Here is a 16,999-nt window from a genome sequence, read left to right as displayed (position 1 = left end):
GGATCAACAAGGCCGCTGCGCGCTGCAGCGGCCAGTTTCAGATTTGTATTAAGGTGTTCTGATACTTATCCAACATCAGCGCCAACCGCTTCACCGGTTCGGTAACGTTGATGGGAGCAGAATAGTGCTGCAGCTTCTCTTGGTAAACATCTAGCTCCTGCAGCAAACGCTGGAAGTAATAGCGGCGCTTATCATCGCTGGTGGCTGAAATGATGCTATCCGCCGTATGGCGTAACTGACGATGATAGGCCGACAGATCAGCATTCACCGGCACTTCCGCATTGCGCAGGCGTTGATGCCCAATAATCAGCGTCAGCGCAATGCGATACTTATCGATATCGCCTGGGAAAAGATTGAGCAGCAAGAACAGTTGCTGATACAGCGCCGGCAGATGATTTTCACGGCGACGCGCCTGATTAGTCGTCAGCGCCGCGACGGCAGCATACATAAAGCGGTTCAGCAATTTACGTCCGGTACGCGCTTTGGATTTATCGCGAATCAGTAAAATCACCATCATCGCCACAAAGCAGCCAATCACCTGGCCCAGCACGTTATCGAGGAACACGTTGAACTCGAACTTCATCGGGTTATCCAGCACCAGCACATTCAGGGTACCAATCAGGGCACCCAGCGTACCAAGCTGGCGACGCTGCACGAAGATGCCGCCGATAAAGCCCAGCGCGCCGATGGCAATACACAACAGCAGTGCACTTTGCTGCGTGGCGGGCAGAATAAAAACGAAGTAGAGCGCGCCAAGCGGCACGGCTACCGTCATTCCGTAGAGGAAGTCTTTGGCCATCAGCAGCGGATTGGGCATGCGCATCGCTAGCGCGGTAATCACCGCCAGCATGACCATACAACCACTTCCCGAGGTCCAGCCGGTATACAACCAGAACAGTGAACCCAGCGCGGTCGCCACAAAAGTGCGCACGCCGTTGATCATTGCATGATGGGTTTCAGCTGAACGCGCCTGAATCACCACTTCACGCTGCAGAATATTCTCTTCTAAGGTGGTGATGCGACTGTTACTTTTTACCCCATTGATCAGTAAAAGATATTCCGTCGCCGCGCCAACCCAACTCGCCAGCGTCACCGGGACAGCTTTACTGCTGACGCCAATTAATCGCCGCATTACCTTCATGCGCTTATGCACATCGTCGACGCTACTGACCTCTTTTTCGATCAATAAACGGTAGTGCGGTGGAATGTATTCCGGGCGCGAGTTCTGAATCAGGAAGGTTTCGGCGGCCTGAGTGATCATCGTCAGCGATAAGGTGTTGAGCATTTGCAGGCGGCGACTGGCATTTTTCCAGCGTGAAGATTCCATCATCAGCTGACTTCGCATGCCGCTAAGTGCCGTGGTGCGACGCACTAACGCGCTCCAGGCTTTATCGACTTCCTCTTTATCCTCATGCGCTACGCACATTTGCAATAGCTTGTAGTGCGCCACTAGCAGCGCATCCACTTCCTGCTCAATCACTTTTTTGATCGATCGCGGTGAGAACAGCATGTCGGCGAGAATGGCACACAAAATACCGATGACGATTTCACTGCAGCGCTCAACCGCATATTGCGGCGCCAATGTTAAGCCACCGCTGGCATCGGCGGTAACCACAATGATCAGCGCGGTGTAACCGGCAAGACCGAGCGCGTAAGAGTTTTCAACTTTGATCAGCGACGAGAGCCAGACGCACATGCCCGCCCACATGCAGCAGATCAGCAACATGACCACCGGCGCACGCACCGTGGCAATCATGATTGTAAGCGCAGCGATACAGCCAATGAAGGTACCGATGATGCGCAGGATGCCGCGATAGCGCAGTGCGCCAGAGTAGGGATCGCCCCCCGCAGCAAAAGCGGTACCGCCGGCCACAATGCCGGCGGTCATTACCGCCCAACGCGGCGTTTCCAGATTGAAGTGAAAGCCAATCATCAACGCTGCAACCAGCGCGAAGGTCAGCTTCACCGGGAAACGCAAAAACTCAATCATAACGCCCTCGCTTAACCAAACTCACGCAGGCGATTGAACAACTGCGCCATCGGGGAGACTTTGGTTTCGCGATCCTGGGCGCCAGTGATCACCACCGTCGCGGTGGTCCCCGCTGGGAAGCGATTACCCGGCTGATCGTCAAGACGAATGCGCACCGGCACACGCTGCGCCAGGCGCACCCACTCCAGATTCGAGTCGATGGTCGCCATGCCTTTGCTGTCGCTGGTGCTGCTGCTGTTGGTAACGCCCGCAGCAATACTGTCGACGGTGCCGCGCAACACGACATTGCTGCCCAGCGGCGTAATTTGCGCGCGGAAGCCCGGACGCACGCCATCCAGCTTGGTCTCTTCCATGTACGCTAGCACATAGAAGGAGTGCTGCTGTACCAGCGCAACAGCGACGGAACCGCGCGTGATGAACTCACCCTGGTAGACATTGAGGTTGGTGACCCAGCCATCAGATGGCGCTTTGATGGTGGTGCGATCGAGGTCGATCACCGCCAAATCGCGGGTTGCCACCGCTTTGGCCAGCTGATGTTCGCTGGTTTGCAGATCGTTGTTGGATTGCTCGATCGCTTCACGCGACATGGCGCTGGTACCCAACTGATTACGGCGGCTGGCTTCGCGACGTTTTTCACTCACCAGCGCCTGGTAATATTCAACATCTGCCTGGGCTTCATCCAGCGCTTTTTGGTAGCGTGGACGATCCACCACAAACAGCGTGTCGCCTTTTTTCACCAGTTGGTTGTCATGCACCGGCACGTCAGTAATGATGCCGGTGACGTCAGGCGAGATCGCCACGACATCGGCGGAGAATTTAGCATCACGCGTCCACGGTGATTCGGTGTAGAACACCCATGCGCGGAAGATGATCACGATAGCGATGATAACCAGCAGGAGCGTAATCGCGTATCGCGCGATTTTTCTTATTAGCGCTTTCACTTAAAAACCTCAGACGAATAAACGGGATACAAGGTAAAACACACAGCAATACAACGCTGTGTTAAACAGTGCTGGATGCCAAACCAGATCGTAGATCCCGCTCGGCGTTAGCACGCGTTTCACTAGCCAGAACAGCGCCAGCGAAACCAAGAGTTCAACGAAGATGGGCGGAAAAGACAGCCCGAATACGACAAATACCGGAAGCACACTCATTTCGGATCCTTAGTTCGACCTTGCCGGATTGCACCGATACCGACCCACATGCGGTTGAGCACGTTGGCTTTACGATCAGGGGAAGACGGATAAACTGATGGCAACATTCAGGCCGCGTTGAGCTAATCATAGCGTATCATCGGGTTAACACAGCCGTGTTCAGGTGCAGTGAAGAGACCCAGCGCGCGTATAGTAACGCGCTTGACTATACGTTTTCTACATATTGTGAGCTAAATCACTTTTTAGCCAGAGTAAACAATGGATCGACTTAAAAGCATGTCCATTTTCGCCAAAGTGGTTGAATTGGGCTCATTTACCGCCGCAGCACGTCAGCTTCAGCTTAGCGTTTCGTCGATTAGCCAGATTGTTGCCAAACTGGAAGATGAGCTGCAGGTCAAATTGCTCAATCGCAGCACGCGCAGTATTGGCCTGACTGAAGCCGGGAAAATCTACTTTCAAGGCTGCCGCCGCATGCTGGCCGAGGCATCACAGGTGCACGAGCAGCTTTACGCCTTTAATAACACGCCGATTGGCATTCTGCGTATCGGCTGCTCATCAACCATGGCGCAAAATGTTTTATCGGCCATGACCAGCGAAATGTTACGCGAATATCCCGGCTTGAGCGTCAATCTGGTCACCGGCATTCCGGCACCGGATTTGATCGCCAACGGTTTAGATCTGGTGGTACGCGTGGGTGCCTTACAGGATTCAAATCTGTTTTCACGCCGCCTGGGTGCGATGCCGATGGTGGTGTGCGCGGCCAAAAGTTATTTGGCGCAGCACGGTACGCCAGAGAAACCTGGCGAAATTGATAACTTTTCATGGCTTGAATACAGCGTGCGGCCAGATAACACCTTCGAGCTGGTCGCACCGGAAGGGGTGGTGACTCGCCTCACGCCACAGGGCCGTTTCGTGACCAATGATTCGCAAACGCTAATTCGCTGGCTGAAAGCCGGGTGTGGTATCGCTTATGTACCGCTAATGTGGGTGATTGATGAGATTAGCGCCGGCGAAATCGATATTCTGTTCCCGCAATATCATTCGGAGCCGCGCCCGGTGTATGCCCTCTATACCGAGAAGGATAAGCTGCCGCTCAAAGTGCAGGTGTGTATTGATTATCTGACCGAATATTTCAGGCAGGTGGCGCAGCAGTATCAGCAGCATCGCAAGGGGTGATGATGGTTGCCTACCAGGTCGCCATTAATGGCGACCCCGCGGCGTAGGGTGCGCATTTATGCGCACCACATCTCTTTCAGAAGATTAAGCCGTACCACCCACAGTGATTTTATCCAGCTTCAGCGTTGGCTGACCCACGCCCACTGGCACGCTCTGACCTTCTTTACCGCACACGCCGACGCCTTTATCCAGCGCCAAATCGTTGCCGACCATTGAGATCTGCTGCATCGCTTCAATACCGGAGCCAATCAGCGTTGCGCCTTTCACCGGTTTGGTCACTTTGCCGTTCTCGATCAAATAGGCTTCTGACGTCGAGAACACGAATTTACCGGACGTGATATCCACCTGTCCGCCACCGAAGTTAGGTGCATAAATGCCATATTCCACGCTTTCGATGATCTCTTGCGGCGTCGATTTACCGGCCAGCATGTAGGTATTGGTCATCCGCGGCATCGGCAGATGCGCATAGGATTCGCGACGACCGTTGCCGGTTGGATTCACCCCCATCAGCCGCGCATTCAGCTTGTCCTGCATATAGCCTTTCAGCACACCGTTTTCAATCAGCATATTGTACTGACCCGGCACGCCTTCATCATCGACGGCCAGCGAACCGCGCAAACCTTCTAGGGTGCCATCGTCAACCACAGTACATAGCTCTGACGCCACCAGCTGGCCCATTTTGCCGCTAAACACCGAGGTAGCACGGCGGTTGAAGTCACCTTCCAGACCGTGACCCACGGCTTCATGCAGCAGCACACCCGGCCAACCGGCACCCAGTACCACCGGCAACATACCGGCTGGCGCCGCAACGGCAGACAGATTCACCAGCGCCATACGTACCGCTTCACGCGCCCATGCATCGGCACGCACATCGCCGCTCTCATCGGCGAGGAAGAATTCATAACCGGTACGCGCACCGCCACCGCTTGAGCCGCGCTCGCGTTTGCCCTGGTCTTCCACTTGCACGCTGATGGAAAGTCGCACCAGTGGACGAATATCTGCCGCCAACGTACCGTCGGTTGCCGCGACCAGCACCTGCTCGTAAACCCCGCTCAGGCTGGCATTCACTTCCTGCACGCGTGGATCGGTAGCGCGCGCCACTTTATCGACGCGGTGCAACAACGCAATTTTGTCCTCACGCGTCAGACTATCCAGCGGATTGACCGGCGCATAAAGCGAACGATTCATTACCGCCGACAAGGTATGGGCTTTACCGTTACCTTGCTCGCGTACGATACTGCGCGCGGCCTCGGAAGACTGGCGCAGCGCATTCAGGGAAATCTGGTCTGCATAAGCGAAACCGGTTTTCTCTCCGCTCACGGCGCGCACGCCTACGCCTTGATCGATATGGTAGGAACCATCTTTAATAATTTTGTCTTCCAGCACCCAGGATTCGTGGAAACTGGACTGGAAATAGAGATCGGCATAATCCAGACGACGTTCTGAAAGCTGCCCTAACAGGGAATAAAGGTCCTGCTGATTAATGCTGTTCGCAGTTAGCAACTGCTCACTTACCAGATTCAGAGTCATCGTTTCTCACTCATTATGTGCTCGGATAGTCATAGCCTGCGGCAATTACCCGACGGCGTCAAATTCACTTCTTATCGTCTTCGCGCGGTTTGCGCAGCACTTCATTGATTTCCGGCTTATCCAGCGGTCCGCTAATGTGATAACGCAGCAGTGAAATCTTGTTCCACAGCGGCCCCAACACTTTACTGGCGGCAAACACCGCAGCACCAATCACCGGATTGACCACGAAGGCGGTTGCCACGCCGACTGAAGCGGAGATTTCGGGTGCGATCACCGCCTCCATATCAATCTGGCGCTTCACCAGATCAATATTGCCCTTCATGGCGATATCCGCCTCGAGCCCATCCACCAGCAGGTTATCGGTACGCATCACACCATTTTCAATCCACGCGGTACCGTTGATAGAATCGAAATAGAAGCCATCATTGAAGGTGTCGCTGAAATCGAAACGCAGCTTACGCAGTAAGGCATCAAAACTGAACAGACGTAACAGCTGCCCGGCGCGGCCGGTATTCACATCCGCAATCTGCCCTTTGCCAAAGTGACTTTTCAGCGTACCGCTTAGCGTCTCTTCTGATGGCTGCCACGGCGCAGAACGCCAATGCAGATCGTAATCCACCTTGAACGGCGCATCGCGCAGCGGCGTGTTCATACCAAACCAGTTGGCAGCATCATTAATATTCTTACCGCTCAAGCTACCTTTCAAGGAAGTGCGTTGATCGCCAGGTTTATTCACCCATTCGCCCGCCACATTGAGCTTCGAGCTGCCGGAATCAATTGACCCGTTAGTAAGTGCTAACATATCTCCCTGTGGCTGCAGCTTCGCCTGCATGTGGCCAAACTTCTGCCCACGCAGCCAGCACTCATCACAATTGAGCTGCAATGCGGGCCAGCTGCTGAAATTGATATTGCTGCTGCCACCGCTAAACGGCGAAGATTTATCGTCGTTTTCATCGGCCCATTCAGGATTGTAGTAAAGATAGCTGAGGTCGATCTGCCAGGGGGCATGCTGCGCTGTCTGCAAGCTGCCGCGCGCTTCACGGCTTTCCAGCTGTAAGCGCGTATTACCGCTTGGGCCCTGGGTAATCGTCGCGTTAACGTCGTGCCACTGCTGGCCACCCAGCATCAGCGCCGGCGTGCGGAGAATGAAATCACCCGGCAACAGCGCGCCGCCCACTTCAGGTTCGCCCTGCGCGTTACGTGAACCGCCCGCACCTGCCAGTAATCCCATCCAGGCTTCACCGTCCAGCGCGGGAAGGTTCAGCTCCATGCCACGATTTTCAGGCAGCTTTGGCGTGCTTTTCGCATCGTTAAGCCAAATCCCCCGATCGACACGCAGCTGCGGTTCCAGCAGCCAGCGACTGTTGAAACGATGCTTATCGTGCACGCTACCGCTGAGGGTAAAGCCTTTCAGGTCACCGTTGGCGTTAATGGTAATCGGCATCGCTTCACCGGCGGGTTTATCTAATGGAGCAGGTAAGTGACTGCTTACTGTTTTGCCATCACCTTTCAGTTCCACCTTGTAACTCGCGCCACCTCTATGCGGCAGCGTGATATCGACATTGCCCTGCCACGGCAATGAGCCGCTCAGCTGTCGCGCAATGCCTGCCGGCAGCATTTTTAGTTTGCCTGGCTGCCAGTCGCCCAACAGCTTAACGTTAACGCCAAAGTCGTCCGGATTTTCCTGGGTACTAAAGCTCACGCCCGTTGGCTGCCCGAACCAGGTTGCCTGCATCTCTTCGCTTTCAAGATTGCCGTTGTTATAACGGAATCGTCCGGTAAGGTTGTTCAGAGTGGTATTTAATGGCTTGATATGCAGACTGTTATTGTTCATCACCACGTTACCGCTGGCGTGCACCTCTTCACCATCCAGAGGAATATCAAGGTTCAATGAGCCACGCACATTGCCGCCAATCTGCAGTTGCTGCAGCGCCGCGCCCAATGTCGATTTCAGCGGCGTTTGCTCGAAATAGTCCGCGATCTGTTGACCTTCCCCACTGATATCGCCATCAATAATCAGCTTCTCTTTCAGGTAATCCGGAATCACCGCACTGACGTTACGTGCATCCACGTCGCCGAGCCGGATTTTCTCCGCCTTCATCCATAACCCGTTGTTGAGGAAATCGAGATTGATATCGAGGTTTTCTAATGCTGGCCAGCCGGGCTGGAACGCGAAGGTGGCGTTGCGCAGCGGCACCCAAACTTCGAACATGCCGTCATTGTGCTTGAACGGGAAGAGCGATGGATCGCCGGCAAACAGCAGCGTGGCGTTATCCACCTGCCCGCCTTTAATCGCGGTACTGAGATAGTGGGTAAGGTCGTGTCCCATTAACTGTTGCGGGAAATAGCGCCAGGCATCACCAGCATCAGTGACGCGAATCCCAGCGAGAATATCAAGCCGGGGCGCTTTGCCGAGATTTTGCTGATAGCGGAAGTCGCCGCGCGCCCATAGCGAACGCGCCTGCACATCAAGCTGCTGACCGTCCAGCGTTAAGCCGTTAGCATCGCGCTGCCAGTTGAGTTTGCCGGTAATCTGCTTAATCTGCAGCGGTGCCTGGAACATATCACCGTATGGCACGTCGGCCTGGCCCATCGCCACGTCCAGCTGGCCATTATTAAGGCTGCCGCTGGCGCTACCGCTGAGGTTACTGATTCCCGGTAGGAGCTCCCACTGTTGCCAGGCAAGGTCGTGCCATTTTACCTGTAAGCGCGTTTGCTCTGGCTGCTGTAAAGGAATATCCAGTGCTAGCGCATCAATGTGCCCGCGCGGCTGCAGCGCACGCCAGTTTTCCAGCAAGGTCGGAGAAAGCGGAGCAAACAGCGGTGCGATAGGCGCCAGACGTTCCAGATCGAGTTGGGTTGCACGCACGCGCACTTCCGGCGAACTGTTAGCGCCGAGCATCTGCTTATCTTCCGGCTTCCAAAGCAGAGAGAAATGCCCTGGCGCCCACGCGATGCCGTCAGTACTCAAACGCGTTTGCGGCACCGAAAGACTCCAGCCGTTCTGGAAGCGCGATAGATGTGCCGTTAAGCCATCAACCTGCAGCTGATGATCGCCCTGCTCGCCGCGCCAGCGTGCGCCGCCTTTATTCAGCAGCAGATCGCCGGCATAAACCTCACCATCACGCAAATTTACCCAAGCGGCGAGACTGAAGCGCGCGCTTTCGAGGCTGGTATTATCGCGCAACCACGGCCCAATCCACGGGCGCACATCGACATCATCGGCTTGCATCCAGATGCGACCATCGCTAAGCAAGCCGTTGTTATCGTTGAGATCGAGCCGTACCTGCACCACGCCATGCTGACCGGTAAAGCTGGAGAGGCTCACTTCGCCTTCGGCACGATGGCGCATATCTTCGTTAAGCCAGGTCAGGCGGGGAATCGCCAGCTCGGCATGTTGGCCGGACGGCGTTAGGAAACGGATGCTGCTATCACGCAGATCGAAGTGGTCAAACTGGCGCAGGAACAGATCGTTAATTTGCCCAGGCTTGAAGCTGTTTTTTTGTTTATCACTGGTGAGCAACGGCTGGTTGGTTGCAAGATGCAGTTGCCAGAAGGTGAGATCGCGGAACTGCCAGCGCCAGTGCAACAGCGATTGCCAGACGTTGAGCGCCAGGTTGACGCGGCCGATGGTAAGTTGGCCATCTTCCTGCATCGAAATGTTGAGATCGCGCACCTGTAGCGTGGGTCCGAAATTCTCCCATTTCCCCTGCAGTTCGCTAGCATCCACCGTAACGCCGCTGACGCGGGAGATCGTCTGCAGAATATCGCTGCGATAACTGTTGAGGTGCGGCATCACGAGGCGCAGCCCGCTGACCAGCAGCGCCACAATAACGATGATTGCGGCGAGCAGCAGTAACAAAATCCTCGGCAACCGCCTCACACACCTCTCCTTGCTGTCCGTTGGCTTACGGAGCGAAACCTCACGATTACATCATAACGACATCAAACTGCTCTTGGGTATAGAGCGGTTCAACATGGACTTTGACCTGCTTGCCGACGAAGATTTCCACTTCCGCCAGCGCGTGTGACTCTTCGCCCTTCAGCGCGTCGCCCACCGCCGGTGAAACGTACACCAGGAAACGGTCAGAATCGTAAGCGTGATGCACACGCACAATTTCACGCATGATCTCATAACACACGGTTTCCACCGTTTTTAGCGTGCCGCGTCCTTTACACACCGGGCAATCCGCGCACAGCACATGTTCAATACTTTCACGCGTGCGTTTGCGCGTCATCTCCACTAAACCGAGCGCAGAGAAGCCATTAATGCCGGTTTTTACCCGATCTTTGCTCAGCGCACTCTCTAACGAATGCAACACGCGACGCCGATGTTCGTCATTACTCATGTCGATGAAATCGATAATGATAATGCCGCCGAGATTACGCAGCCGCAGTTGACGCGCAATAGCTTGCGTCGCTTCAATGTTGGTGTTGAAGATGGTTTCGTCAAGATTGCGGTGTCCGACAAAGGCACCCGTGTTGATATCCACCGTGGTCATCGCTTCGGTTTGATCGATGATCAGATAGCCGCCGGATTTTAACTCCACCTTGCGCTCAAGCGATCGCTGGATTTCATTCTCAACGTCAAACAGATCAAAAATCGGCTGCTTGCCGCTGTAGAGCTCGAGCTTGCTGGCCATTTCCGGAATGTATTCGCTGGTGAATTCCACCAGCAAATCGCAGGTCAAACGCGAATCGACGCGAATGCGATCCAGCGCCGCGCCAGCGAAATCACGCAGTACGCGCTGCGCTAACGCCAGTTCACCGTACAGCAGACAGCGCGTCTGATTGCGCTTTTTACGCTCGCTGACTTTGGTCCATAAACGCTTCAGGAAGGCGGCATCCTGCGCCAGCTCTTCGGACCCAATGCCCTCGGCGGCGGTACGAATAATAAAGCCACCCAAGTCGTCGCAATAGGCCGCAACCACCGCTTTCAGGCGCTCGCGCTCGGCTTCCGTTTCGATACGCTGCGATACGCCAACGTGTGAAGCGCCGGGCATAAACACCAGATAGCGCGAAGGCAAAGTAATGTCGGTGGTAAGACGCGCACCCTTAGTGCCAAGCGGATCTTTAACCACCTGCACCATCAAGTCCTGGCCGGGCCGCACCAGTTCGCCGATGTCGCGCACCACAAAATTTTTCTTCTCATCACCCGCCACGCATTCGGTGTGCGGCATGATATCGGAGGCGTGTAGAAAGGCGGCTTTTTCCATGCCGATATCGACAAACGCCGCCTGCATACCCGGCAAGACGCGACTGACGCGTCCTTTATAGATGTTTCCCACGATGCCGCGTCGTGCTTCGCGCTCAATGTGGATTTCCTGCAGAATGCCGCCATCAATGTAGGCAACACGGGTTTCCGAAGGTGTCACATTTACCAGCAGTTCAGCCGTCATCTTGTCCCCTTAACGCCCGCAGTGACTGAAAATGGCTCAGCAGCTCGCTGGTTTCAACCAGTGGCAATCCCACTACGGCATGATAACTTCCATTAATCTTGCGGACAAAGTTGCCGCCAAGGCCCTGTATTCCGTACGCGCCGGCTTTATCCATCGGCTCGCCGCTGGCAATATAGTGCGAAATTTCTTCCGCTGACATCTTGCGGAAGGTCACGTCGGTGGTCACCAGGCAGTCCAATTCACGCTGGGTATCGGCCAGTGCCACAGCCGTCATCACCTGATGGGTTTGCCCCGACAGCTTGCTCAGCATTGCGGCGGCATGCGCGGCGTCCTGCGGTTTTTCCAGTACTTCGCCATTCAGCACCACAATGGTATCGGCCCCGAGAACCGGCAGATCCTGCGGCGCCACCGCAACGCCCGCGCGCGCCTTATCGGATGCCAGACGACGCACGTAAGCCTCAGCCGCTTCTTCTGGCTGGCGCTGCTCTTCGACATGGGTTATCAGGCGTTCAAATTGCAGACCAAGCTGCGTTAACAGCTCACGTCGACGCGGTGAACCGGATGCGAGGTACAGGGTAATCATAGTATTCCTTACTGAACAGCGAACTGGCGGCGAATCTTTCTCATTAATAAGAATAGCCAAGGCCAGAGGATGCCGTCGACCACGCTACTCCAGAAGATTTCCGGGCGGAAAGAGACGTTGATCACCAGGAATTCTGCCCAGAAAACAATCACATCCACCGCTAGGGACAGCACCATAACCATTAATGCCTGCTGCCACAACGCTAAGTTTCGGAATAACTGAAATTTAAAGGCCACCAAATACGCGATGATGCTGAACGCCAGCGCACGTACGCCCAGCGTTGAGCCCGCCACCAGATCCATGATTGCACCAAGAAAAAAACCGGTACCGACATTAACCCGATGCGGCAGCGCCAGCACCCAGTAAATTAAGATCAGTAAGAGCCATGAAGGCCGGAACATATAGATTTGTTCCGGCCACGGCATGATTTGCAGGATGAGGGCAATCAGGAAGGACAGCCAGATAACCCATCGGCCCTGGCTGCGATATCGACTCAAGGCTGGCCTCCGCGTGTGTTCGCAGAATTCCCTTGCGAACGACTGCTATTAGCGGGTTGCGGCGGCCCCATTTGCTGAGCGGGCTGCATCATATCCGGTGCGGGCGGTCCCATTTCACCAGCAGGCGGGAGAACCTGCGGCATCATCTGCATTAAACGCTCGTTGGCGACGCGGTGGACTTCATCCGGCGCCATCGGCGTTAAGCCGTTACGATCCGCACCCCACAGCAGCAGCAAATAGCGCAGACGTTGCAGACCGGCGGCCGGACGCGCCTGAATCACCGTGTAAGCACGTTGTGTATCCACTTTAACCGAGGAGACCACGCCAACCGGATAACCTTCCGGGAAACGTCCGCCAAGGCCAGAGGTCACCAGCACATCGCCCACACGAATATCGGTATTGCCCGGCAGATGCTCAAGTTGCAGATCTTCACTACAACCGTTACCGGCCGCGATGACACGAATATCATTACGCAGCACTTGAATCGGCAACGCATGGGAAGCATCGCAAATCAGCAATACGCGACTGGTTACCTGACCGACGGCAACGACTTGCCCCACCACGCCTTTATCACTGATCACCGGCTGGCCTTCGTAAACGCCGTTTACGCTGCCTTTGTCGATGACAACCTGATCGGTGTAAGGATCGGTACCGGTTGAAATGACCTGGGTCACCATCTTGTGCTCATCCTGGCGCAGCGGCGAGCCGAGCAGTTCACGCAGACGCGCGTTTTCCTGCTTGTATTGCCCCAGCATCAGCAGGTCACTGTTTTTCAGGAAGAGCTCACGGCGCAGCGCTTTATTTTCCAGCTCTAATTGCTGGCGTGAAGCCAACGTATCAGAGACGCCGTCAAGAAGTTGTCGTGGCCCGTTGGCCAAAAAATAAAATGGACTGACCGACGTGTCCAGGTAGTTGCGAATCTGGGAAAAGGAGCTCACGCGGCTATCGGCGATAATAATCGCGATAGCCACAATGACTGCCAGAAAGAGGCGCAACTGCAGGGAAGGCCCCCTGCTAAAAATCGGCTTCATAAATTCTGCGTATTCCTCGACATCAGGGAAGAAGCGTTAGTTTAAATCACCAACGCCTCCAGGGCTGGACGCATCACGCCGTCGTGCGCAGCGTCAGCGTATATCCCTCATCCTTCAAACTTTAGTCGCGTTCGAATAATTTTGGGTATAGGCGCTATTCCCTGCGCAATTTGATCAGGGTCTCAGCCGTTGAGGAATTACTCCTCGCTGAACAAATCGCCGCCATGCATGTCGATCATTTCTAACGCTTTACCGCCGCCGCGCGCAACGCAAGTCAGCGGATCTTCTGCAACGACCACCGGAATACCGGTCTCTTCCATCAGCAGACGATCAAGGTTGCGCAGCAGCGCACCGCCGCCCGTCAGCACCATTCCGCGCTCGGAGATGTCTGAAGCCAGCTCTGGCGGGCACTGTTCCAGTGCAACCATCACCGCGCTCACGATACCGGTCAGCGGCTCCTGCAGGGCTTCCAGAATCTCATTTGAGTTCAGCGTAAAGCCGCGCGGCACACCTTCGGCGAGGTTACGACCGCGCACTTCAATCTCGTGCACTTCATCACCAGGATAGGCCGAACCAATACCATGTTTAATGCGTTCCGCAGTGGCTTCACCAATCAGTGAACCGTAGTTGCGACGCACATAATTAATGATAGCTTCATCGAAGCGGTCACCACCAATGCGTACAGAAGAGGAGTAAACCACGCCGTTCAGTGAGATCACCGCCACTTCAGTGGTACCACCACCGATATCGACAACCATTGAACCGGTCGCTTCAGAAACGGGCAGACCCGCACCAATCGCCGCAGCCATTGGTTCTTCAATCAGGAAGACTTCGCGCGCGCCTGCACCCTGTGCAGATTCGCGGATGGCACGACGCTCTACCTGGGTCGCGCCAACGGGTACGCAGACCAACACCCGTGGGCTTGGACGCATAAAGCTGTTGCTATGCACTTGCTTAATGAAGTGCTGCAGCATTTTTTCAGTGACGAAGAAGTCGGCGATAACGCCATCTTTCATAGGACGGATAGCAGCGATATTGCCCGGCGTACGGCCAAGCATCTGCTTAGCGTCATGACCGACAGCCGCTACGCTCTTTGGGGAGCCGGCACGATCCTGACGAATAGCAACCACTGAAGGCTCGTTTAACACGATGCCTTGTCCTTTCACGTAAATCAGGGTATTCGCGGTACCCAGGTCAATGGACAAGTCATTGGAAAACATGCCACGAAATTTTTTAAACATACTAAGGGATAATCCTGCAAGCTGGGGGCGGAAAATAAAATCCGCCTACTTTACCAACCACGCGAAGCCGCTACAAGGCGCAAAAACGTTCTGCTTCGGTGAAAAAATACGCTGATTAATTTTTTGGCCTGATAGTCTCGTCTTTCGCCGCCGTTAAATGGCGTTAACACGCCACATTAACCCAAATTACCTCAGTAATTGCGGGGTAATTTCGACATAAAATCTAACATTTCCAGCCGCCAGGATCGCGCGTTCCGGCATAAATAAGCGAGATAAACAGCCTTCAGCCTGCACGTCGCAGGCTGAAGGTTTAAATCCGATAACGTTGTGAGTGTTTTTTCACATTACTGTTGACCGGCAGTGAAGGGGCAAAGAAATCGCCCTGCCCGCCTGAAACGCCCAAGCCTGACAGCATTTGCCACTCCGCGCTGGTACGTACGCCCGCCGCGAAAACCTGCGTCGGCGACGACTTACACACTTCCAGCAGACTCTGCACGAACAGCTGGTTCTCAGTGCGCCGTTCGATATTTCGCACTAAACCCGGCGCGAGCTTGATCACCTCAATTGGGAACTGCTTGATGTAAGCGCTGCTCACCACCGTCAAACCCGCCTGATCCACCGCAATACGACAGCCAAATGCGGTTAACATATGGAAAACCGGTACTAAACGGTTGAGGTGTTGACAAACGTCGGCCTCTGCAAGTTCAAATAAAAAACGTTTTCTTTGCGATTTGCTGCACTGCAACAGCAGTTTTTGCAGCCAGCGCTGGAAAGGCCGCTGCAAAAGTGAATCGAGATTGACCGGCAAGGCCAGCGTTTCATCGGGCCACATCTCAGAGAGGGCAGCAATACGCGTAACAAGTTGGCGATCCCAGCTATCGGTCATGCCTAGCTGCAGCACCAGCGGCATGAATTCGGCCGAAACCACTTCTTTATCGCCGTCATACACCCGCGCCAGCAACTCTCTATGATGGACTTTACCATCCAATAGCAGTGCTGGTTTCTGATATAACCTCGGGCCGCCGCGATTCAGCGTATTCTCCAGCAAGGTGCGCCAGCGCACGCTGCCGCGTCCCATATCCAGCGTATTCCCTTCACCGACCGACCAGCTATTGCCACCTTGCAATGCCGCGCGTCGCGTTGCCATTTCTACATTTTCCATCACCTGCGCCACGCTTTGTCCGCTGCGCCACGCGCTGATGCCAATGTGAATTAAATCGTCGCGGTCAACCATGCGCATCGGTGGCAGCGAGTCGACGGCATTGATCAGCTGATCGGCGATGCTGTTGGCTTCTTTCAGGGTACGATGCGGCAGCAATACGGCGAAATCGCTACGAAAATACCTAGCCAACAATGCCCCCGGATACCTGAGCACAAACGTAGAGAGCATATTGATGAGATCAAACAGGTACTCTTCCACCAGCGTGGGGCCGAGCGTTTCGTGCAGCGTATCGAGATCCGGCAGGCGTACCATCATGACAACCCCATGAGTACCGACATCTTCCTGATCTTCAAGCAAGGTCGCGAGCTGGTTATCAAAGAACAAACGATTGTTCAGACCCGTGCGCGAATCTTGCGCCGCGAAAGTACGAATTAAGGTATCAATACGTAACCGCTGTTCGCCTGCTTCTTTTAAATCACCCAGTAATGCATCCATAGCGCGGCTGGCTTTTGGCGGCCACTCATCGATAGCGTCGCTGCGCGTTGTGCGCTCACCGGCCAGAATACGTTCGGCCCGCGCTTCTAACTGCTCCATATTATGCCAGCGACGATTTAGCCAACGATGGGTCATCACCAGCAGCGCAGACATGATGCCCACCACGGTGAGTAGCACAATTAGCGTGTAAGCACCCGTAAAAGAACGGAACCAGGTTTTTGCGGGATCAAGCACTACGATACGAAGTTCGAGCCCGGGCGAATGCTTTAGCGGCAAATCGAACTGAACAAAGCGATTAGGCTCATCTTCCAGCATCGGATTTTCATGGCGGGCTAAACTGAACACGAGTGTCTCGCCATTGATCAATTGCATCTGTTCGGCATTCACCACGGGCATCATGCGCGTCAGCCACTGCGTTAATTCTTGCGGCGATTGTGTCGCCAGCGCTTTATCAACTTCAACCGCTAGCGTATGCATGCGCGTTTCCACGCGTTGCTGCGATAGCCAAATAAAACTAAAAGCGCAGCCCACCAGCATCAGAAGCATTGCCAGTAAGCTTAATAATGTAATAAACGCAGAAAATTTAGTTGTTAATCGCATCCCTGTGCCTGCATTACTGCGGTTATGAACGGTGTTAATCCGTCGACGCCACTCTTACCATTGGCGCAAACCTGAGCAAAATAACACAGATTACTGTGTGATTCAGCGCCAGACTCGCATCAAAATAGCGCTGAACTGAGC

At 54.6% G+C, this 16,999-nt stretch carries 12 protein-coding genes; 1 reads left to right on the top strand and 11 read right to left on the bottom strand.

All coding sequences use genetic code 11. The features are described from left to right. Positions 1-37: 37 nt before the first annotated feature. From aaeB to aaeX, 3 genes are read right to left on the bottom strand one after another with little or no spacing between them, the layout of a single operon-like run. On the bottom strand, positions 38-1,990 hold the full coding sequence (gene aaeB, locus CRO19_RS11175; RefSeq protein ID WP_097095868.1) for a p-hydroxybenzoic acid efflux pump subunit AaeB: 1,953 nt from the start codon (positions 1,988-1,990) through the stop codon (positions 38-40). Positions 1,991-2,001: 11 nt separating this feature from the next. Then, entirely contained in the window at positions 2,002-2,931 is a 930-nt protein-coding gene (gene aaeA, locus CRO19_RS11170; RefSeq protein WP_097095867.1) for a p-hydroxybenzoic acid efflux pump subunit AaeA, read from the bottom strand. 9 nt (positions 2,932-2,940) lie between these two features. Beyond that, positions 2,941-3,144: a p-hydroxybenzoic acid efflux pump operon protein AaeX gene (gene aaeX / locus CRO19_RS11165; RefSeq protein ID WP_007891984.1), complete on the bottom strand. Its 204-nt coding sequence runs from the start codon at positions 3,142-3,144 to the stop codon at positions 2,941-2,943. Positions 3,145-3,402: 258 nt separating this feature from the next. Here aaeX and aaeR point away from each other — a divergent pair, with 258 nt between their 5' ends. Continuing rightward, positions 3,403-4,320, top strand: coding sequence for an HTH-type transcriptional activator AaeR (aaeR, locus tag CRO19_RS11160; RefSeq protein WP_097095866.1), 918 nt, complete (start codon positions 3,403-3,405; stop codon positions 4,318-4,320). Positions 4,321-4,404: 84 nt separating this feature from the next. Here the strand turns inward: aaeR and tldD are convergent, their stop codons facing one another. The 8 genes from tldD to csrD form a co-directional block, all read right to left on the bottom strand. Beyond that, entirely contained in the window at positions 4,405-5,850 is a 1,446-nt protein-coding gene (gene tldD, locus CRO19_RS11155) for a metalloprotease TldD (RefSeq protein ID WP_097095865.1), read from the bottom strand. Positions 5,851-5,914: 64 nt separating this feature from the next. After that, a complete protein-coding gene (yhdP, locus tag CRO19_RS11150) occupies positions 5,915-9,733 on the bottom strand; it encodes an AsmA2 domain-containing protein YhdP (RefSeq protein ID WP_097095864.1) in 3,819 nt (1,272 codons plus the stop codon). Between the two features lie 46 nt (positions 9,734-9,779). Continuing rightward, positions 9,780-11,249 (bottom strand): ribonuclease G, encoded by a 1,470-nt coding sequence (gene rng, locus CRO19_RS11145; protein ID WP_097095863.1) that lies wholly within the window; start codon positions 11,247-11,249, stop codon positions 9,780-9,782. Next, a complete protein-coding gene (locus tag CRO19_RS11140; RefSeq protein ID WP_097095862.1) occupies positions 11,239-11,832 on the bottom strand; it encodes a Maf family protein in 594 nt (197 codons plus the stop codon). The genes rng and CRO19_RS11140 overlap by 11 nt, the downstream gene beginning before the upstream one ends. 8 nt (positions 11,833-11,840) lie before the next feature. Further along, entirely contained in the window at positions 11,841-12,329 is a 489-nt protein-coding gene (mreD, locus tag CRO19_RS11135) for a rod shape-determining protein MreD (protein WP_097095861.1), read from the bottom strand. Next, the gene (mreC, locus tag CRO19_RS11130) at positions 12,326-13,360 is read right to left on the bottom strand and encodes a rod shape-determining protein MreC (protein ID WP_097095860.1); all 1,035 of its coding nucleotides are present in this window, start codon (positions 13,358-13,360) and stop codon (positions 12,326-12,328) included. Before mreC ends, mreD begins: the two co-directional genes overlap by 4 nt. Before the next feature lie 197 nt (positions 13,361-13,557). Continuing rightward, complete coding sequence (gene mreB / locus CRO19_RS11125) at positions 13,558-14,601, bottom strand: rod shape-determining protein MreB (RefSeq protein ID WP_007891976.1); 1,044 nt, start codon at positions 14,599-14,601, stop codon at positions 13,558-13,560. 310 nt (positions 14,602-14,911) lie between these two features. Further along, positions 14,912-16,858 carry an RNase E specificity factor CsrD gene (csrD, locus tag CRO19_RS11120; protein ID WP_097095859.1) on the bottom strand — a complete coding sequence of 649 codons (1,947 nt, stop codon included), beginning with the start codon at positions 16,856-16,858 and terminating at the stop codon, positions 14,912-14,914. Between the last annotated feature and the right edge of the window lie 141 nt (positions 16,859-16,999).

It is taken from the genome of Candidatus Pantoea floridensis, from assembly GCF_900215435.1.
GTDB lineage: Bacteria > Pseudomonadota > Gammaproteobacteria > Enterobacterales > Enterobacteriaceae > Pantoea > Pantoea floridensis.
Note: the sequence above shows the minus strand (reverse complement) of the source record. Positions and strands in the feature narration are given on the sequence as shown.

Excerpts from the sequence above, each read along its gene's own strand:
- aaeB (WP_097095868.1), bottom strand. The coding sequence starts at position 1,990 with ATGATTGAGTTTTTGCGTTTCCCGGTGAAGCTGACCTTCGCGCTGGTT.
- rng (WP_097095863.1), bottom strand. The coding sequence starts at position 11,249 with ATGACGGCTGAACTGCTGGTAAATGTGACACCTTCGGAAACCCGTGTT.
- tldD (WP_097095865.1), bottom strand. The coding sequence starts at position 5,850 with ATGACTCTGAATCTGGTAAGTGAGCAGTTGCTAACTGCGAACAGCATT.
- aaeR (WP_097095866.1), top strand. The coding sequence starts at position 3,403 with ATGGATCGACTTAAAAGCATGTCCATTTTCGCCAAAGTGGTTGAATTG.
- csrD (WP_097095859.1), bottom strand. The coding sequence starts at position 16,858 with ATGCGATTAACAACTAAATTTTCTGCGTTTATTACATTATTAAGCTTA.
- mreB (WP_007891976.1), bottom strand. The coding sequence starts at position 14,601 with ATGTTTAAAAAATTTCGTGGCATGTTTTCCAATGACTTGTCCATTGAC.
- CRO19_RS11140 (WP_097095862.1), bottom strand. The coding sequence starts at position 11,832 with ATGATTACCCTGTACCTCGCATCCGGTTCACCGCGTCGACGTGAGCTG.
- aaeX (WP_007891984.1), bottom strand. The coding sequence starts at position 3,144 with ATGAGTGTGCTTCCGGTATTTGTCGTATTCGGGCTGTCTTTTCCGCCC.
- mreC (WP_097095860.1), bottom strand. The coding sequence starts at position 13,360 with ATGAAGCCGATTTTTAGCAGGGGGCCTTCCCTGCAGTTGCGCCTCTTT.